This is a genomic window from Pelorhabdus sp. sgz311002 (genome assembly GCF_056134285.1).
In genome coordinates this window covers 245,719-265,565 of record NZ_JBWBCL010000004.1, presented here as the reverse complement: position 1 = coordinate 265,565, position 19,847 = coordinate 245,719, and the positions used below count along the sequence as shown (strand labels likewise).

Here is a 19,847-nt window from a genome sequence, read left to right as displayed (position 1 = left end):
CCAAAAATTCGAATTATTGTAAAATTCATTAAATCGCTGTAATTACAGGTTCTTTTCTCCTTATAGCTTGAGAGATTCACCCAATAAGCCAAGTAGCCACTGCGCATTTTTTTGCACAGTGGCTACTTATTGCTCACTTTCTTACAGTGATGCGACTTCTATTTACAATTCATTTACAGGTGAAATTTGTACGCGATAAATCCGTACAGGATCGCCTGCCTCAATGACAAATTCATAGCCTTGATAAATAAACCGAGCGCCGACAGCAATTCGATCTCTTAGCTGAGAATAAAGCCAACCGCCAATTGTATCAACTTCTTCCGCTTCAAAGACAATTTGCAGCATTTCACTCGCCTCTGCTAACAGCAAACGTCCATCGACCGAATAACTTTGCTCAGAAAGCTCTTCAATTAAAGGTCGTTCTTCGTCAAACTCATCTTGAATTTCCCCGACAATTTCTTCGAGAATATCTTCAACAGTAACAAGCCCTGCAGTTCCGCCGTATTCGTCGACGACAAGAGCAACCTGCGCCTTATTGCGCTGCAATAGCTTTAATAGCTCACTGATGGCCATAGAGGAAGGAATCGCCGTGATCTCGCGAGCTAAACCGCGAATATTACAGACTTGTCCATTCACAACCATCTCTAGCAAATCCTTAATATGAACAAACCCGATAATGTGATCTTTATCAGGATCACATAAGGGGTAGCGCGTCAATTGTTCTGATAAAGCTTTTTTGATACTTTCCTCACAAGAGTCCTCAGCATACAAACAAATCATATCGGTCCGCGGAATCATAATTTCTTTGGCCGTTCGTTCGGAAAAAGCAAAAATATTGTCAACATATGTTAATTCCGTCTGATCAATATATCCTTGCCGATGACTTTCTGCCATTAAGATACGAATTTCTTCCTCCGTATGTGCCGCTTCTTGCTCACCGATTGCTTCTACGCCTAGCATTTTCAAAAACAAATTTGCCAAAGTATTGAGTAGCCAAATAAAGGGATACATCACTTTGTAAAAACCGATCAAAGGAACAGCCAGCCATAAAGTAACGGCGTCAGAACGCTGAATCGCAATTGATTTTGGCGCCAATTCGCCTAAAATAATATGCAATGCCGTAATCAACGCAAACGCTAAAAAGAAGGAAACACTGTGAACTATTTCCTCAGAAAATCCGCAAGAAAGCATTAGCGGCTTTACAATAGCGACAACTGCCGGTTCACCGGCCCAGCCGAGCGCTAGAGACGCTAACGTAATACCTAACTGACAGGCCGACAAATAAGCATCCAGATTCGAAATAACAATTTTGCCAAATTTAGCACGGCGGCTGCCTGTTTGTATCAGTGTCTCAATGCGACTGCCGCGCACTTTCACCATAGCAAATTCAGCAGCGACAAACAATCCGTTAATTCCAACAAGAACAAGCACTAAAACAAGATAACTCATGGTAGACGCAGGGTCCAATAATTCCCTATCTTCCTAACTACGGAAGAATCGGGTCACCTCCTTGAAAATCCAAATTTATCTTATCTCTTATTCTCCGATGTCAAGATAAAAACCTTTCTTTGTCAATAAAATTCGTCTATAGCGGCGACAAAGAAAAGAATTTTTCCAGCCCTTTGCAGATGGCCCGAATCAGCCTTTCTTGAAATAAGGGGTTTTGCAAAAACTTTTCTTCTGATAAATTGGATAAAAAAGCAGGTTCAATCTGTATCGCAGGAACATTCGATTGCTGCAACAAGTAAAGATCGGAAGGCTCATAGCCGCGATCTAAAAGTGTGCAGGTTCTAGTTATTTCCTGATGCACGCAAGCTGCTAGTTTTTCGCTTGCTTCGTCATCAGACTTATAAAGGGTAGCCGTACCGCCTACGCTCGTGTCATAAAATCCATTTAGATGAATACTGATAAAGGCTCTGGCTATATGTTTATTGGCAATCGCTGTCCTGGCAAAAAGTTCATCGGAAATGGATGAGGCATTCGCGCAGACACACTGATCATCGTAATGCGTCAAAAGTACAACAGCGCCCTGTTGCTTAAGCCTATCATGAAGTCGACAGGCAAGCTGCATGGTCACTTCTTTTTCGGTACAACCGCTAGGACTAACCACGCCTTCGTCAGAACCGCCATGGCCTGGATCAATTACAATCATCTTTCCTGATAAAGGATTTTGTTCATTCATTCTATCTACCCCTTATATTTTGCACTTAAGATTGTCTACATTCTTGGCAAAGCCTAGAACTCCTCTGCCTTAAATCATAATATGGCAAAATTGCGACAAAACTCCCAGACTCGCTTAAACCCAGCGATTCGCATCGAAGAAGATTTATATGTATCGGATAGAGGAACCACGCTGAATTTGTCCAATTATTCAAACATAACCTGAAAATAGGAACTGATAACAGCGAGGTGAAAACTATGGCTGCAGAACCGCTGCCCAAAATTCTCATTGTCGATGATGAAGAAAACTACTTAAACTCTCTGCGCCGCATTTTACAAGCAACCTTTACAGTTACCACAACGCGCGACCCCTTACAGGCTTTAAAATTAGTGGAACATCATGGCCCATTTACTGTTATTATTTCCGATTTTCGCATGCCTGTTATGAATGGCATTGAATTATTTTCGCGCATCTTAGCACTTGACAATGAAGCCCAGCGCATTTTGATTACCGGTCACGCCGAGCTGCAAATGACCATTGATGCCATTAACCATGGTAAAATCAATGCTTTTTTAACCAAACCTACGCCAGCTTCGGCCATTCGTTCTGTCGTGTTAAGCGCCTTGCACGCCTATCAAAAACAAAAAGAATCAAAGAATCTCCCTGTTAACAATTCACACCAGACTGCCGCCCCCACTTTGGAAAAGGACGCTCCCAATATTCTCTTAACAGTAAAAGAAAAGGAGATTCTACAACTAGTCGCCAGAGGTCATTCGAATGCTGAAATCGCCCAAGAGCTTCATATTACGGTCGGTACAGTCAAAACCCATCTCAACAATCTCTTTAGTAAATTTGCTGTAAGCAATCGTAGTAAATTAGCTGCTCTTGGCACAGAGTTCGGTTTTATAAAGTAACAGTCTATTCTCGCACGGCTTTATCTTGTCGCAATGCCCCTGGCCCATCCTGCGCCACAGAAACTTCAGCCTCGCCAAAAGTTTTCATATCACTCAAAACATGCAAAGAAGCATTAAAGAGTGAAAATCCTAGCAAAGCGCCCATTCCCGCAGGCTTCGTAAGCTGCAATGAGAAATAAGCGCAAAGGTCTAGTTGCGTCAGCGCTCCTGTCGCTTCTGCCGTAAAGGGCAAATGAGATGCCACCAAATGGTCTTTTACCGTCGAATTCAGCTCAACAGCAACCAAAGCAGCTGCTAAAGCAGCGTCATCGTCTAAAACAACTGCGCAACCATAGCTGGCAGCACCTAAAATTAGGCCTGCTAAAAAGCAGATGTTCTGTGAATGTTCGAGTCTTGCCAATCGTGGCAGTAAGGTTTGGCCGTCGCTTCGGGCAAGCAGGGTCTTGGCTGCAGCCATCTCTTGACTTACAAGTTCTAGGCTGCCAATGCCAATAATCTCGTTTGATAGAGCGGCTTGCTTGCTAAAGTCAACTCCCGCCTGAACCAACTGCCTCACACCTTGTTCTGTAGGAAATTCGGACGCTTCTTCGTGACGGCAAACAAGAATCTCTGCGCCAAAATGCTTGCTAAAGGCTTGAAGCACTTTGAACTTTGCTACAAACTCATTCTCGTTTTCGCTGGATTGGCAAGGACCTGTTAAAATCAACTTCTTGTCGCAAGATCGGGGCCGTGGCTGACCGATAATGCCTGCTAGCTTTCGCCCAAGTTCTTCAAATGCTTTAAGACTCCCCAAAGGCTTGGTTAAATTGTCAAGACGAAGTTGGCATTTTTCCATAGCCGCCTCATCTAAGGGCCTAATACTTGGCAGCTCCGACTCGCTCTGATCTATTGCAGCTAAATTTTGCCGCCAAAAACTGAGGCCCTCTGCTGACTTAAGCCAGTCGCCATCAAAGAGACGACACGCGCCCTTTAATAAATCAACAACGACGGAGGCGCCGATCGCCTCGCCAAGTCTTACGCCAACATCCACACACGCTTCCAGTCCAAGAAAAGATAAGGCAATGCGATGAGCTGGTTCTCCTGACAAATGGGATGACAAAATATAGGGCTGACAACGCGGTGAAATCGCATAGGCAATCATCGCCGCAGCTGTTGTATTCAGTCCGTCGATCACAACAGCCGCACGGTTTGCAGCGCAACCTAAAACAACGCCTGCTAAAGCCCCGATTTCAAACCCGCCAATCTTGCTAAGTACATCGAGACCATCACCGCAATCAATCTGATTTATAGCCAGAGCCTTGCGAACAACCTCAACTTTCACCTTCATGCGACTATCTGATATTCCAGTTCCCCGACCAGTTACAACTTCTGGAGCTAAGCCAGTAAAAGCTGCTACAATCGCTGCACTAGCCGTAGTATTGCCAATTCCCATTTCGCCAAGACAAAAGCAAGTATAACCTTGTCTTACTCTTTCTGTGACCAGAGCAATCCCTGCTTCGACAGCGGCAATCGCTTCTTGCCGCGTCATTGCTGGACCTTCCGTAAAATCTTTCGTGCCATAGGCAATTTTTCGTTGCACAAGACCTGGCACAAAGGATAAATCTCCCGCTATACCCATATCGACAACCACAAGATCGGAACCGGAATAATTAGCAAAAGCATTGGCCGTACCGCCTTGGGCTAGCAGATAATTTGCCGTCATTTCTTTAGTGGTCTCGATCGGATAGGCACTAATACCTTGTTTGGCAACGCCATGATCGGCTGATGCCAAGATAATAGCGCTTTTAGGCGCAAGCGGCCTTTCCTGCCGAGTGATGCCAGCATATTGAACCACCATTTCCGCCAGTTTCCCTAGCTGGCCTTTACTTGACGAAAGTTCCTGCAAATGTCCATTTGCTTGCGCCATAGCGGCTTGGTCAAGCGGCTCTATGTTTTGTATTGCTTGTTGTAATAAATCCACCGAATCTCCCCCATTATCACGATAAATTTTTCATAAAAAAAAGACTTTTGGGAGTTATCGTTCCCAAAAGTCTTTTTTTCCATAAAGACTATCTTACAGTTTAGGCAGGTTTCCTGGCTCCCGATTCATTAGTATCCACGCCTTCCCCGATAGCTGAGTGGCAATTTGTGGAACCTCCTCGGTACAGTGGCGGGCCCGCGCTTACACATGGAAAACCATGCTCAGACTTCCCTATTATCCGCTTTTACCTTCCAAAAGCGGCACCTAAACTAAATTATCTAATTGCCAAAATTATAGCAAGCCGTTGTAAAGGCGTCAAGACTCTTAAAGAAAAACAAGAATAATTTTTGCAATTTTCCTACTAAAAAAAGGAGTTCGCGCTGAAATCGCAAATATTATAGAATAATATTTTTCTTCATTTTTCGACAATTATGTAGAATCGAAAGATTCAAAGGAGGACCCTATGAAACTAGACACGCTAAGCCGTCAGTTTCGTGCGTGGACAATTTTACTAATTTTAGCGCCCAGCCTCCTCACGATGGCAATTTATGCAGCAAATCAAGTCAAACTTACCAAACAGCAGAATTTAGAACTCATCAGCCAACGGGTCGCTTTTCAGGAACGCCTGATTAACTACTGGCTAGATGAACGGGCCAATGACATTCTCAGTCTAAGTGAAATAGAATCCATTCGCCAGCTTGATTATAAGCAATTCTATGATATGCTGCAGTCAGTACAGCATAGTAATAAAAATTTTGATTCTCTATCGTATATTGACAAAGACGGTTACTTCCGTTTTTCTACGCTCAATCGTCCGATTCAATTTCCCCAAGCAACCAATCAGCCTTACTATCAAGCCGCCCTTGCGGGCCAAAGTTCGATCTCAGATATTGTAATTGGTCGCAACAGTGGCCGCTCCATTATCAATTTTTCCTCACCGATTTATGATCATCAGGGACAATTCCAAGGCGTTTTGCTCGGATCAGTCCGAACTCAGACGCTTGAAAACTTACTACGAGATAACTGGATTGGCAAAACAGGCGAAATTCTGCTTATCAATCAGGCAGGCGTTATGCTGACTGAACCGCGTTATCTAGAGCAACTCATTGAATCAGGTCAAGTCGAGACAAGCGCTAAGTTAAAAATGAAGCTGCCCATAGAGAATTTACAATTAATTCAGCTTGGCCAAACAGGTACAGCCTCCTGGATTGACTACCAGGGAAAGAACGTGCTAGTAGCCTATCATGCTTTGCCAGAACGAGGCTGGACGCTTATTGGGTCCATACGTGAAGAAGAAGTTATGGCCCCATTGTATCAACAGCTGAAAATCATGGGAATTGAAATGCTTTTGCTGCTATTATTTATCTACCCGATTGCAATCTGGGCAACCCGTCAATTGCAGCAACCAATCACTTGGCTAACTGAGCAGGCCAACCGAATTGCCAATGACGACTTCCGTTCACTCCGTGGTTCTGATGCCATGAATATGCCACAAGAACTGCGTCTGCTCTGCCAAACTTTCATTGCTATGAGTCTTAAGATCAAAGATACGATTGGTCTGCTCCGCGAGAAAGAAGCACAGCTTGAAGAACAAGTCGAAAAAATCCAAACAGTAAATGCCTGCCTTGAAGGTGAAATTTCCGAACATCAAGCAACACAAAATTTGCTCTACCATTTAAACATCAATCTGGAAAATAAAGTACTTGAACGGACTTATGAATTGCAGGATGAACTGGTGCTGGCAGGACGTGTCCAAAAATCAATGCTGCCAATCGCCCAGGAAAACGACAAAGTAAAGATCATTCCGCTCTTTGAACCGCTAAACATCGTAAGCGGCGATTTTTACGGCTATCAATGGTCCGCCGCAGGCGACAAATTGCATGGTTATTTACTTGACGTGACAGGTCATAGCGTAGCCGCCGCACTCCATACCTCAGCAATCAGCAGCTTGCTCACGGAAACTATGACCAAAAAAGGCGATTGGACGCTAGATTCGCTCTATGAACTAAACGAATATCTACTACATTATTTTCCTGATAACACCTTTGCAGCTTTACTTACTTTCACCTTTGACTTTAAACAGCATACTTTATCTTGCATGTCTGGCGGCATTAACTATTTTTGGACTGCTAGCAAAGCCGCAAGTACCATGATTACTTTACCAGGAATCTACCTTGGCATTACTAAGAATCCTGAATTTGGCACGATCACGCTACCGCTCGAAGACGATGCTGCCTTTTATCTCATGACTGACGGCCTCTATGAAAGCCTACAAGGCGAAGTGAATGCTCACTGCCACAATTTTGACGCTGCCGTACAAAAGCTACGAGACCTTAGTAAGAACAAACCTCATGACGACTGTTCCGCCTTGTGTTTTGCCATAAAGTCCTTGCAAAAAGATACACAAAATCGACAGCTACTTAATAATCAGCAGCCGCCTGATTCTGTGTATCAAAGAAAAGAAAACTAGTATTCAATAAATGGGTCTATGCTTTTATTCCCAGCAGTTTATTGACAATATAACAAAGAACCGCGATTCCGTCGCCTAAAGCAGCTTGATCAAACTGCATATTCGGGCTATGAAGTCCTGGTGTTAAATTTGCGCCTAAACCAATATAGCCTGCTTTTAGCGAAGGCTTATGCTTTACAAAGTAATGGAAGTCTTCGCCGCCTGGCGTTGTAATTGGATCTAACAGGCCCTCTTTACCTAAAACAGCCGTAATCGCCTCCGCTGCTAATGCTACCATGGCAGAATCATATTCAGCAGCAGGACAACCGCCAATCAGTTCGATCTTCGCCGTTGCGCCCACTGTTGCCGCTCCATTTTCGATCGCCCGAATCACTTTTTGCTGCAATTCTTCCATCACTGCATTGTTTTGCGCTCTCAGGTCAAAAGCCATTGACGCTTTATCAGGAATTGCGTTTAAAGCAGCGCCGCCCGCCATCAGCTTCGTCACCTTAGCCGTAGCCGGAATCACAGGATTTACGTGAATTGCGTTTACTGCGCTAACAATAGCGGCAGCTGCCTCAATGGCATTCACGCCTAAGTGGGGTCTAGCGCCATGAGCTGCCTCTCCCGTAATTTCTGCTGTCATCATATAACTGGCGCCATGGCAAAGCGCCGGAGTTGCCTCGCCAAGCTTTGCTTCCTGAATATGGCGTAAATGAATACCAAACAAAATATCTACATCATCAATGGCGCCATCTTCAATCGTCTTTAAAGCGCCAAAAAGTTTTTCTTCAGCTGGCTGAAAAATGATCTTCAGCTTGCCTTGTTGCAATCCTTTGGCCGCCACGGCTTCCGCTGTAGTTAATACCATCGTACTATGAGCGTCATGACCGCAGGAGTGAATCGCACAAACCTGGCCATCGATCATATGAGCCAGCGCATCCATATCAGCACGTAGCCCCAAAGTTGGCCCAGGATTACCGCTATCTAAGACACCGACAACGCCTGTTCCGCCAATCCCTCGCGTCACAGAAAAACCAGCTTTTTCTAAGGCATCGCCTAAATAGGCTGCCGTTTTTACTTCTTCAAAACCAATTTCCGGTATAGAGTGAAGATAGGTCCATACTTCTTTTGCTCTTGCTGCTAAATCTGTCATTTTATCACCTTCATCGTAGAATAAAAACCTTCATAAAAGAGTTGGATTTGTCTTTATAGTAGCTTGACTGAAATTAAAAGTCAATTATTGCAAAAAAGCAAGAACCTGCTCCAAATAAAGTTCTTTCGCTTTATGAAATCCTTGCACATGCTTGGCACCAGGAATAATCACAAGCTTAGCTTGCGGATAAGCCTGTTGCAATTTTTGACTTTCAGTAATGGGTATGGTTATATCACTATTGCCGTGAAGCAGTAACAACGGCCGCCCAGCCAGCTTTGCTACATCCTTTAAGGGACTCATGCCGCGAGCGTCAATACCAGTCATAAGCGGAATCATCGTAAGTACCGTCTCATTAAAGGGAAATGATGGTAAATGGGTCCAAACAGTCAAGTGGTCGGCCAAATATGAGCGTAAGTCTGCAAAAGGCGAATCCGCGATGACTGCTTTAACAGAGCTTTCCTCAGATCCAGCTACAATAGCCGTTGCCGCCCCCATGGAAAATCCGAAAAGAGTAATCGACTGATTCAGATCTTGTCGCGATTTTACAAAATCAACAGCGCCTAAAAGATCACGCACTTCCAGTTCCCCTACAGAGGTAAGGCTTCCTGCCGATTCCCCTGAATTGCGAAAATCAAAGAGCACTACATTATAGCCCTGCGCTACTAACGCCTGCCCGAGAGAGAGACCAGGCACATCGTCTTGTAAGCGGTTTTGTCTATAACCATGCGCAAAAATTATAGTTCCTTTATTTTCTTTGGCTGGCAGCAACCAACCTGACATTTTTAGAGAATCTTGACGACTAAAAAAGCTTATATTCTCATAAGTCAGCCCAGCCTCACTTGGTAACTCCCGCAATGCCTTACGATGTGGATGAGTCAAGGCCCAGCCGATATAAGCCGATAGACCAAAAACAACCAGTAGTAGCAATGCTAGCAAAGCTCCGGCAAACTTCATCGCTCGCTTGCTGCGCCAGAAGCAGAGTATATTCATTGTCAAAATCCCCTTCAACTCCTTTTATGAGAACAAAATTTACTGTCAATTCAAGTTTGAAAAAAATAAGCGATAACCTGTTAACAGGTTATCGCTTATTTTCGCGCCAAGAAGTTTATTTTCCTACTAAATTGTTTAATTGATTTATTGTTAAGCTAAATTTTAAATTGGCTGACGGACTTTTGTAAATCCTGGGCTGTCTGCGCTAAGCTTTGACTAGCGGCAGCAATTTGCTCCATAGAAGCCGACTGCTCTTCCGTAGCGGCTGAAACCGTTTGCGTCCTTTCTGTAGCTTTTTGGCTCTGTTCATCAATCGCTTTTACTGACAGAACAATTTTTTCACTGCCGGCGGCAATATGATCAATTACATTGGAAATATCACGAATCTGCTCGGAAACTTGATCTACGAGTGCCGTAATTTTGGTAAAAGCGCTGCCTGCGGCATCTACGACGACACTGCCAGCTTTCACTTCTTCATTGCCTGTCTGCATCGCCAAAACGGCTTTATTGGTTTCGCCCTGTACTTCATAGATTAAAGCGGCAATTTGTTGCGCCGCTTCTTGCGACTGTTCCGCCAGCTTACCTACTTCACTAGCAACAACAGCAAAACCGCGGCCTTGTTCCCCAGCACGAGCTGCTTCAATCGCTGCATTCAGCGCTAAAAGATTCGTCTGACTCGCCAAACCAGAAATGGTATCAATAATTTGACCGATTTCTTTTGACTTATTCCCCAGATTCATAACAACCTGCGCTGAATGATTGACTGCGTCAGTAATCTTGGTCATTTGGCCGATGGCATTCTGCAGAGAAGTCTCCCCTTCACGGGCTGTTTCGGCTGTTTGCAGCGAATGATCTGCTGCCGAACCAGCAGCTGCGGCGACCTGCTGAATTTTGCCAGACATATCAGCAACAACCTGAGTGGCTGCGTCAACAGCACAGAGTTGCTGCTCCGCTCCAGAGGCTACCTCACTAATAGAAATTGCCACTTGATTTACCGCCTGAGCGGACTGATCAGAACTAGCGTTCATCTCTTCGGCTGACGCGGCAAGCTGCTCAGCCGACTGCATAATCTGCCGAATCATCTGTTGGAGATTTTTACGCATTTGTTCCAAGGCCTCTCCTAAATACACTACCTCAGCAACACCTTCAACCGCAATGGTTCGACTTAAATCCCCTGCCGCCATAGCACTAGCGTTAGCTGCAAGATTTTGAATTGGCCTTGCTAAGCTCTTAGCCATAACTAGAGCGCCGCCTACAGCCAAACACAAAATCAGAACTAGTAATAACAACATTGTCAGAACCGCTTTTAACACAGTCTGATTTAATTCTGCTGCTGGCAAGTAGGTTATAACACCCCATTTGTACTCACCAATCGGTGCAAAAGTGATATAAGAATCGACCCCGGTTGTCGCTGTCGCCTGACTTACACCGCTTTGTCCGGTAATAACGGTCTGAATATAAGGCAAAGCAGCAACATTTTCTGTTTTTATAACCTTTTCTTTATCTGGATGGGCTAATAAGGTCCCTTTATTATCGACAACATCTACATAGCCAGAGACTCCTACATTTGTTTTCTCTACCATATCCCATAACGCCTTTAAGGAAATATCGGCTGCTAGTACGCCGACATTGGCGCCACTGCTATCTTTAATGGGACAAGAGATCGTCACGGTCGGTGCATTCGTAAACGAAGAAATATATGTATCGGTAAAAAAGACTTTACCCAAAATAGCTTCTTTAAAATACGGACGATCGCTCCGATTCGCCAAAGTACCGGATGTCCGAGCAATTTGCATACCGGACTTATCCATCACGTAAAGTAATTCGAATTGCGGGTTTTTCTGTTGGGCCGCCAAAATCAATTCACGAATCTTAGCAGCATCAAGCGAAGCCGCTGTCGGCGAAGCTGCTAAAGTTTCTGTCAAACCTTTGGCATCATTTAGAAAGCGGTTCATTTCACTGGCAATCTGTTTAGCCAACATGGCGTCATTTTCATAAATTCTAGTTTTTGCCGTCGTAACACTCAAATAAAGATTAATACCACCAACAACAACGGCTGATATCAGGGAAAAAACAACTAATAAAATAAGAAGTCTTGTTTGCAGGCGATTGCTCCATTGACCGCCAGTCTGCATAGTAAAAATTTCTTTTTCTTTCATACCTTTTCTGCCCCCACATTTAATCGAAAATACAAAAATTGAACATATTTTTTGCCTGTCTTTTGTAGAGTCTACAACGAATAGAACCAGAAAGCAATAGGGAAGCAAAAATAAAAAAGAGCCATCTTTCGACAGGCTCTTGTAAAAGAAAAAGGGTGTTATAAAAAATCAAGGATAAATAGTTCAGGATGTTTTTTAAGATCCAGTTCAAGCAATTGATTGACTTTTGTACTATCTTCGCCAGACATAATCCGCACAATCGGCGTTGTCTTACTCGTTTTATCAACATTGAGAATTACGCCAACCTGATTATTACTGAGACGGACTGTTGTTCCAATGGGGTACACGGCAATATTTTCGGTAAAACTGTCGATTAACATCGGATTAAAATATGTCCCAGCTGCTTTATTCAATATTGCTACGGCATAATAAACTGGCATAGGACGCCGGTTCGGCGTGCCAGAAACTAGTCGATCATAAACATCGGCAATACTGATAATCTGAGCGTACTCTGAAATAGCTTCTCCGATCAATCCCATAGGATAGCCGCTGCCATCCCAACGTTCATGATGCTGAAAACAGGCATTTGCAACCTCCATTGGCAAAGCGGTATTTTCTCGCAAAATTTCCAAAGCGTAAAAGGGATGCTGACGATATTCTTCTTTTTCTTCTTCCGACAGCGAGCCCGGATATTGCAATGCTAATCGGTAGGGAAACCGTAACTTACCAATATCATGAAGCATGGCCGCTAAACCAAGCTCTTCGAGCTGCTTCGGTTCATAGCCTAATGAAATTCCTGTCATAACTGATAAAATACAAGTATTTACGGCATGAGAAAAGAGATAGTCTTGCTTACGCCGTAAGTCGATAAAGTGAATCATATTGGCTGGATTTTGACCAAGTTGATCAATCATCGTCTCAACAATCATCTTGACCTTATCTAAGGAAACGCCTTTCCCAACCTGAAAATGGTCAACAATCTCCGAAGCTGCCTGCATAGCCTTCTGACGCAACATCGGGTCAATGACATCTTCCACAATGATATCTTTTGTGGCCCCATCTTCCATATATAATTCAGAAATCCCCTGTTCTTGCAAAAAACGAATATAACGTTCTTTCATTTCAATGCCTTCATGGAGTAAAACAGTTCCATCTGAGGCTATAAGCGGTCTGGCTAAATACATGCCTGGCTCGATATCTTCAATGGCTATACGCCGCATCGTACCCCTCCTACCGATAAACTCTCTTGTCTTTTGATTCGCTGCTCTATAAAAAAACTCCTACTGAAAAAATTTATCAGGGCTTTACTCCTACTTTTCACCGTTAATAGAGTTTTTTCTATCCTGACTTTACACAAAAAAAGATTGCCCTATTAAGAAAACTCCTCTTAATAGGGCAACCCCTAGTCCATCTGTTATCTTGATGGTCACAAGAAATCTAGCTAAAGCTTATAGAGCGTCAATCAGCTTCTGATATTCATCAGCTAATTGTTTAAATACAGGGCCGACACCTTTACCAACAGGTTTATTATCAAGTGTACCGATCGGTACTACCCCGCTGGCAGCAGATACAAAAATTTCGTCTGCTTCAGCAAAAAATTCTGGTGTGCAGAATTCTTCTACAATTTTTATGCCGAGCTTTTTAGCAATATCAAGCACAGTAGCTCGTGTAATGCCAGGCAGAATGAGATTGCCCAAAGGAGCTGTGTAAATTACGCCGTCTTTCACAGCATAGCAGTTGCTGTGAGCACTTTCCGTAACGAACTTTTTGCCGCCGTCTTCACGGACAAAAATAACTTCATAACAACCAGCTTTTGCCGCTGCGTTGCTAGCCATAACACTACCTAGGAGATTCAAGGTTTTAATATTGCAAAAATGTTGTCTTTGATCAGGATAGAAAATCGCTTTCGCGCCTTCTGTGAAGTATTCTTCTGGTTTTGGTCCAACCGGCATAATGGATCCCGTCAAAATTGCCCGGCTTGGCTTATTCACATATACATGGTTTCGAGGAATCTGCAAACCGCGAGACCATTGGAAATAAAACATGCCTCTGTCAATACCTGACTTTTCAAGCATTTCATCACTGAATTTTTCAATTTCTTCACGAGTAAAGCTAGGCGTAATATCAAGCATTTTGCAGCTTCGTTCAAAGCGGTCTAAATGCTCTTTGCGTAAAAAATGTTTCCCGTTTAATACCATCCAAGCGTCATATACGCCATCGCCGAATTGATATGCACGATCTTCAATACAAATCACGGGCTCATTTTTTTCAATAATCTTGCCATCATAAAATCCTAATTCTTTCATTCCTATTCCTCTCCTTATCATCTCACATGCTAGCACGCTGATGTTGTTTAAGCGGTATAAACGCCGCCTGCTGCCTTAAGAATTGGTGATAATTAGCCATGAAAAAAAATACAAAAATAAGTAATAAAAGTTCTGTTAGGAACTCGCGATAAAGCAAAATAGATACACAAAATGGATAGTCTGATTCCGCAGACTATCCATCACCGTTGATGGTTATTTATGCAAAAACATTACAGCTTTATCATTTTGATATCAAAGAACTGTAACAATTGCTATTATAGCATTGTAACACCAATAACGCAACTCTCATTCTGCGAATGTATTTCTAGGGTGAACGATAATTTTACCTTGTTTGTAAACAGGCACAACATTCACGCGATTCGGTGTAAGACAGTATAAAATTTCATTTTCCTTCCCGAGTTCCATAAGACGTCGCCCATTTTCACTGCGCTTTGCTGCCCTGGCCAGCAAATTTGCCGCTCCCTGATACATGAGCACCGCCGCCAAAGCCGTATCACTTAAAACGACCTGATACTGCTGCTCCAAGTACTGAGCCAAAAAGCCAGCACATAAACTATCTTCTAGTGAAAACGCGCGGTCCGTACCAGCACAGAGAATGACAATCGATTTCCCATAACTTTGAGCTTCTTCACACAAGGCCTGCCCGTTAAGAAAAGAACCAATTAAAATCTCGTACGCCCGCTCAGCCGCTTTGATAGCAACCGTACCATTCGTTGTAGTCATAACAATGGTTTTTCCTGCTACTTTATCAGCTGAAAACTCAAAGGGAGAATTCCCTAAATCGAAACCTTCTATTTTAATGGATTTTCTCTCACCAGCTAAGAGTGGCGATGGCGTAATTGCCGCGGCTGTTTCGTAAGCTTCTTCCAGCAGAGCTACCGGAATAATACGCTGACAGCCTTGTTCAAATGCCGTGACGATAGAGCTAGTCGCCCGAAAGACATCGAGAACAATACATACTGTGTCGGACAAATCTCGGCCTTGTAGCTCGCTTGGTAAAAATGCTACATCAACTTCCATAAAAACCTCCTATAAATAAGAATCCCTTTTAGCATGACACAAAAAGGTCCGACGCTCTAGCAGAAGTAATCTGATGATCCCGTCAGGAAAAGCAGTAATACCTTGTCAGAAAAACCGTTGTTAAAGCTCGTTGTCTTTAGCAGCAAGTAAGCCATAGCGCAGCGCATATTCAACTAGACCGCTTTTTTTAGTAACAGCGAGCTTTTCCATCAGTCGCGTCTTATAGGTCTCTACCGTTTTTACGCTAATCGCTAAGGTTTGTGCAATTTCACTTAAGGAATAACCATATACAATTTGTCGTAAAACCTGGCGCTCCCGCTGGCTCAGCAAAATATAAGGATCTCGTTCGTCTGGCTCTTCCTGTTCTTTTAGGAGCAACTGAATAAGCGCTTGCGAATCATTTGGGCTTAAGTAGAGATTTCCAGCCATAACCGACTCGATTGCTGAAAACAGTTCTACATCAACAGCCGCTTTTTTGACATAGCCGCAAGCTCCGGCCTCCATAGCCCGCTTAATATACTCCTTATCATCGTGCATGGTCAGCACAAGAATTTTCGCTTCAGGACAACGTTGTTTAATTTGTTGCAGAGATTCAATCCCATTGCTTTTGGGCATCGACAAATCTAGCAACAAAAGATCTGGCTGCAAATCAAAAAATAGCTGAACAGCTCTTTCACCATCAGCCGCTTCGCCGACCACCTGACAACGGCCCTGTCGTTCTAAGAGAAGTTTTAGGCCTGAGCGCAGCAGAGCATGGTCATCAGCAAGTAAAATGCGAATCGATTCCTTCATTATGTCAGCCCTCTCCCCTATGTATTTCTTTTGGAATTGTCACCACAAGACGGGTACCACCGCCAGTAGCAGTTTCAATTGAAAATGATCCACCAAGAATTTCAGCCCGCTCTTGCATTCCATAAAGCCCTAAACGATTTTCGGCTTTCGCTTTCGCTAAATCCTGTTCAGAAATCCCTCGTCCGTCATCTTCAAGACAAAGATAAAAAGCAGACGCTTGTTCTTCCACGAAAATTCTGATTTTAGTAGCGGCGGAGTGCTTGGCTGCATTCGTAAGTCCTTCCTGCAAAATCCGATATAAAGCCAAAGCAATCTGACCTGTTACATGTCCGTCAAGCCCCTTCACAGTGAAAGAAACCGCTAATTTATAATGTTCGCCAAATTGCAAGGCGTACTTTTCCATGGCAGGGCTAAGACCTAATTCATCCAGAGCTGGCGGTCTAAGCTCTACCGCTAAGTTACGCAAATTCTGCAGAATGCCAGCAGTAATATCACGACTGACGAGTAGCGCCCGGCGCTGTGAATCATCTTCCGCTTCTTCTGCTAGCACTCTCATACTTACCATTAATGATGTTAAAGCCTGGCTGGTTTCATCATGAAGCTCGCGAGAAATGCGCTTTCGTTCATCTTCTTGAGCACTCAGAAGTTTTTGAATCAAACGATTTCGCAAGGCTTCTTTCGCTTCCAACTCACCAAGCAAGCTCGTTTTCTCCTGGTTTGCCGCAATTAACTCTGCTGTCATTTCATTAAAAGCAAAGGCTAAGTTGCCTAAATCACTGCTATCTTCTATTTTAGCACGACTTGTAAAATCGCCAGCGCGAATCCGTTTAGCGACTTGCGCTAAATCACGTAACGGCCGTGCAATAAAAAAGGTCATTTTCCAACAAAACAAAGCGGCTAAACAGCATACCATCATAGTGACAATAAGGAGTTTATGAATTTTTTTCGTCATACTGTTTCGACTGTATTCCTCAGTCATGCCAACACGGACAAAGCCGACTTCCCCTTTTTCAATTGGTACAACCGTATCATAAATTACTCCTTCATCAGAAGTTAACTTCTGCACACCGCGAAGTGACAGATCCTTAACGGGCCAAAGACCCTCAGGAATCCCCTCGGCAAAAGTGTGTGCAAGTAACCTGCCATCATAATCAATCAGCAAAATATAACGTACATCATTACTTTCTCGTTTCGTTTGATTAATTAGTTCGTAAAGGCTGTAATAATCCTCCACCAGAATCAAATTCGCGCTGCGCTGCGCCACGTGGACGGCAATTTCACTAGCGCGCTTTCTCAATTGCTGTGATACAAGATCATCCATAAAATTCCACACAAGCAGACTCACGACACAACCAAGAAATGAAATGATCGCTAAAACAAGCAGCAATATTTTTTGATATATCGATAAAGATTTGGCTAGCATCCTCTCATTACCTTTCCTGATTCGATCCCATCATTTTCCGATTGATTATATACAATTCTGGCTGAGGCATAATAAAGCGGTCAATCAATAACCCCTGTAATGCCGCTGCCAAACGTGGTTCGGTATGCATCGATAAAAACAAACTGCGCAGTTTCTCTCGTTCTTCAACGGTAAGTGTTTTACCAGCCACAACAGGACCAATCCCCGCTGGTGGCGATACAGCAATAATTCTGACAGCTGCCGCAAGATCCGGAGCGGTTAATTTGGCCTTGTTATAAGCCAAACTCGTCACAGGTGCAGCATCGACGACTTTACTCGCTACAGCCCGCAGTGATTTATCATGACTATACGTGTAAAGATAATGACTAAAAAATCGTTCAGGCGTCTCGCCATTCTGCCGTAGTTGATAGGCAATAAAACTATAGCCGGAATAGCTTAATGGATCAGTAAAAGCCACTGATTTTCCCCGTAGGTCCGCGAGACTCTGGCTAGTACTATCTTTAGGGACCAAAAGATAGCCTTCATAATAAGGCGCTCCCTGTCGTACCTGACTAACTAAAAGCTCGATATCCGTAAAATTACTGTAAGCGGCGTACTCGCCCCCGGAAAAAAAGGCAATATCGGCGCCGCCATTTAAGAGCAGCATACCAATTTCACCATAATTTTGCCGCTGAATTAAAATGACTGGACGTCCTAAAGCTTCTCCTAAATAATCAGCAATCGCCCGATAATAGCCGATCGTCTGTTTCGGTGACAACACCGATGAAACAGCTACGCGAAGCGCTTGGGCATTCGGTGTTTTAGCAGATACGGTGGGCACATCAAAACGCTGGTGAAATAGAATATCAACTTGTTGCTGCGCCGCATAATGCGGCCAAGCAGCAAAAATTACACCTAGGAACACTCCCATACATCCCAACAATCCTACCAAACGCCACTGTTTTTTCCTCATAATAAACTGACTCCTCAATCCCGCAATATAAAGTAAGAAAATTCCGGACAGATCACTAAGTTCCCCCTGACAAACAAATCAGAAATGTCCCGCTAGTGAAAAAAATGTTATTAAATCATAATGATATTATAAGAAATTTTATGAGGTGATTCTATGCTTTCTTTTCTAAAGCCCCAAGCGGCTAAAAATCCCATTCCACGAGAACAGGTCCAGTCCGTTTATAAAAAGCTACGCACGCAAGCTTTAGCTGGTTCCTTCTTAGGTTATGCCGCCTATTACATTGTCCGCAATAATTTTGCTTTATCAACACCTTATTTAAAACAAAATCTACACCTTAGCGCTACGGATGTAGGCCTATTAAGCAGCTATATGCTGATTGCCTACGGCATCAGTAAAGGCCTTATGAGCAGTCTATCAGACAAAGCAAACCCCAAAAGATATATGGCCCTTGGCCTTATCCTTTGCGCTATCGTCAACGTATTCATGGGCTTCAGCTCTGCAGTATGGATGTTCGCTCTCTTAGTCATCCTAAATGGCTTCTTTCAAGGAATGGGCGTAGGTCCCTGCTTCATTACCATCGCTAACTGGTTTCCCCGTAAAGAAAGAGGCATTGTCGGCGCCATCTGGAACATTTCCCATAATGTTGGCGGTGGCATTGTCGCCCCGATTGTGGGCATTGGTTTTTACCTTGTCGGCACAGAACACTGGCAAATTGCCAGTTATCAAGTACCAGCCCTTGTAGCTGTAGGCTTCTCCTTACTTGTACTTCTGCTATTAAAAGGCTCGCCAGTCAGTGAAGGCCTGCCGCCGTTATCACAAATCGTCCAAGAAGATACCGGGACCACTTCTGTAACTAAGAACAGCGCCGTACCAGAGAATATGTCAGCTTGGCAAATTTTTAAAACCTACGTTCTGCCTAACAAGAACGCTTGGTTTGTATCCCTTGTCGATACCTTTGTCTATATGATCCGCTTCGGTATGATTAGTTGGCTGCCCATCTATCTACTGGAAGTAAAACACTTCAGCAAAGCAGAAATGAGCATTGCTTTCCTCATCTTTGAATGGGCGGCTATTCCGTCTACTCTCTTTGCTGGTTATTTATCAGATAAATTCTTTAAAGGCTACCGCATGCCACCAGCCATTATTAGTATGGTTTTGATCTTTTTCTGCCTCATCGGTTATTGGCAAAGTACGACCTTATTATCAACAACTATTTTCGCTGCTATCGTGGGCTGCCTAATCTACATTCCCCAATTTCTCGCTTCCGTTCAAACCATGGAAGTGGTGCCGCCCTTTGCTGTCGGCTCCGCTGTGGGCTTACGCGGCTTCATGAGCTATATTTTAGGAGCCTCTATGGGAACAAGCCTCTTTGGGATTATGGTTGACCGTGTTGGTTGGAATGGCGGCTTCTATACTCTGCTCGGCGGCGTTATCTGCTGTATCTTTTTCTGTTTTCTAACGCATCGCGGCGCGAAAGAATTAGAAGCAAAACGCAAAGCCTCTGCCGCATAACAAACTAACAATAAAACAGCAGTGAATTCCAG

At 43.7% G+C, this 19,847-nt stretch carries 15 protein-coding genes and 1 riboswitch; of the genes, 3 read left to right on the top strand and 12 right to left on the bottom strand.

Annotation, left to right across the window (positions count from 1 at the left end; all coding sequences use genetic code 11):
• Nucleotides 1-162: 162 nt before the first annotated feature.
• A complete protein-coding gene (locus tag AC0NJP_RS08900; protein WP_474699569.1) occupies nucleotides 163-1,467 on the bottom strand; it encodes a hemolysin family protein in 1,305 nt (434 codons plus the stop codon).
• 118 nt (nucleotides 1,468-1,585) lie between these two features.
• On the bottom strand, nucleotides 1,586-2,182 hold the full coding sequence (locus AC0NJP_RS08895) for an N-acetylmuramoyl-L-alanine amidase family protein (RefSeq protein ID WP_474699568.1): 597 nt from the start codon (nucleotides 2,180-2,182) through the stop codon (nucleotides 1,586-1,588).
• 236 nt (nucleotides 2,183-2,418) lie between these two features.
• Here AC0NJP_RS08895 and AC0NJP_RS08890 point away from each other — a divergent pair, with 236 nt between their 5' ends.
• Entirely contained in the window at nucleotides 2,419-3,075 is a 657-nt protein-coding gene (locus AC0NJP_RS08890; RefSeq protein ID WP_474699567.1) for a response regulator transcription factor, read from the top strand.
• Between the two features lie 4 nt (nucleotides 3,076-3,079).
• Here AC0NJP_RS08890 and cobT read toward each other — a convergent pair whose 3' ends face one another.
• Nucleotides 3,080-5,035 carry a nicotinate-nucleotide--dimethylbenzimidazole phosphoribosyltransferase gene (cobT, locus tag AC0NJP_RS08885; RefSeq protein ID WP_474699566.1) on the bottom strand — a complete coding sequence of 652 codons (1,956 nt, stop codon included), beginning with the start codon at nucleotides 5,033-5,035 and terminating at the stop codon, nucleotides 3,080-3,082.
• 86 nt (nucleotides 5,036-5,121) lie between these two features.
• Nucleotides 5,122-5,318, bottom strand: a riboswitch (cobalamin riboswitch).
• Nucleotides 5,319-5,498: 180 nt separating this feature from the next.
• Between cobT and AC0NJP_RS08880 the strand changes: the two genes are divergently transcribed.
• Nucleotides 5,499-7,505 carry a cache domain-containing protein gene (locus AC0NJP_RS08880; protein ID WP_474699565.1) on the top strand — a complete coding sequence of 669 codons (2,007 nt, stop codon included), beginning with the start codon at nucleotides 5,499-5,501 and terminating at the stop codon, nucleotides 7,503-7,505.
• Nucleotides 7,506-7,521: 16 nt separating this feature from the next.
• On the opposite strand, the gene AC0NJP_RS08875 is transcribed toward AC0NJP_RS08880, so the two are convergent.
• From AC0NJP_RS08875 to AC0NJP_RS08835, 9 genes are all read right to left on the bottom strand, one after another.
• Nucleotides 7,522-8,640 (bottom strand): M20 peptidase aminoacylase family protein, encoded by a 1,119-nt coding sequence (locus tag AC0NJP_RS08875; protein WP_474699564.1) that lies wholly within the window; start codon nucleotides 8,638-8,640, stop codon nucleotides 7,522-7,524.
• Between the two features lie 84 nt (nucleotides 8,641-8,724).
• Nucleotides 8,725-9,630: an alpha/beta hydrolase gene (locus AC0NJP_RS08870; protein WP_474699563.1), complete on the bottom strand. Its 906-nt coding sequence runs from the start codon at nucleotides 9,628-9,630 to the stop codon at nucleotides 8,725-8,727.
• Between the two features lie 155 nt (nucleotides 9,631-9,785).
• The gene (locus AC0NJP_RS08865) at nucleotides 9,786-11,789 is read right to left on the bottom strand and encodes a methyl-accepting chemotaxis protein (protein ID WP_474699562.1); all 2,004 of its coding nucleotides are present in this window, start codon (nucleotides 11,787-11,789) and stop codon (nucleotides 9,786-9,788) included.
• A 158-nt stretch (nucleotides 11,790-11,947) separates the two neighbouring features.
• Nucleotides 11,948-13,009: an HD-GYP domain-containing protein gene (locus AC0NJP_RS08860; protein ID WP_474039548.1), complete on the bottom strand. Its 1,062-nt coding sequence runs from the start codon at nucleotides 13,007-13,009 to the stop codon at nucleotides 11,948-11,950.
• 228 nt (nucleotides 13,010-13,237) lie between these two features.
• A complete protein-coding gene (locus tag AC0NJP_RS08855) occupies nucleotides 13,238-14,095 on the bottom strand; it encodes an aminotransferase class IV (RefSeq protein ID WP_474699561.1) in 858 nt (285 codons plus the stop codon).
• 306 nt (nucleotides 14,096-14,401) lie between these two features.
• Nucleotides 14,402-15,136 carry a 2-phosphosulfolactate phosphatase gene (locus AC0NJP_RS08850; RefSeq protein WP_474699560.1) on the bottom strand — a complete coding sequence of 245 codons (735 nt, stop codon included), beginning with the start codon at nucleotides 15,134-15,136 and terminating at the stop codon, nucleotides 14,402-14,404.
• A 120-nt stretch (nucleotides 15,137-15,256) separates the two neighbouring features.
• Nucleotides 15,257-15,928, bottom strand: coding sequence for a response regulator (locus AC0NJP_RS08845; RefSeq protein WP_474039551.1), 672 nt, complete (start codon nucleotides 15,926-15,928; stop codon nucleotides 15,257-15,259).
• A 4-nt stretch (nucleotides 15,929-15,932) separates the two neighbouring features.
• Nucleotides 15,933-17,351: an ATP-binding protein gene (locus tag AC0NJP_RS08840; protein WP_474699559.1), complete on the bottom strand. Its 1,419-nt coding sequence runs from the start codon at nucleotides 17,349-17,351 to the stop codon at nucleotides 15,933-15,935.
• Between the two features lie 7 nt (nucleotides 17,352-17,358).
• A complete protein-coding gene (locus tag AC0NJP_RS08835) occupies nucleotides 17,359-18,303 on the bottom strand; it encodes a substrate-binding domain-containing protein (protein WP_474699558.1) in 945 nt (314 codons plus the stop codon).
• A 153-nt stretch (nucleotides 18,304-18,456) separates the two neighbouring features.
• Here AC0NJP_RS08835 and pgtP point away from each other — a divergent pair, with 153 nt between their 5' ends.
• On the top strand, nucleotides 18,457-19,815 hold the full coding sequence (pgtP, locus tag AC0NJP_RS08830) for a phosphoglycerate transporter PgtP (protein WP_474699557.1): 1,359 nt from the start codon (nucleotides 18,457-18,459) through the stop codon (nucleotides 19,813-19,815).
• Nucleotides 19,816-19,847 lie beyond the last annotated feature (32 nt).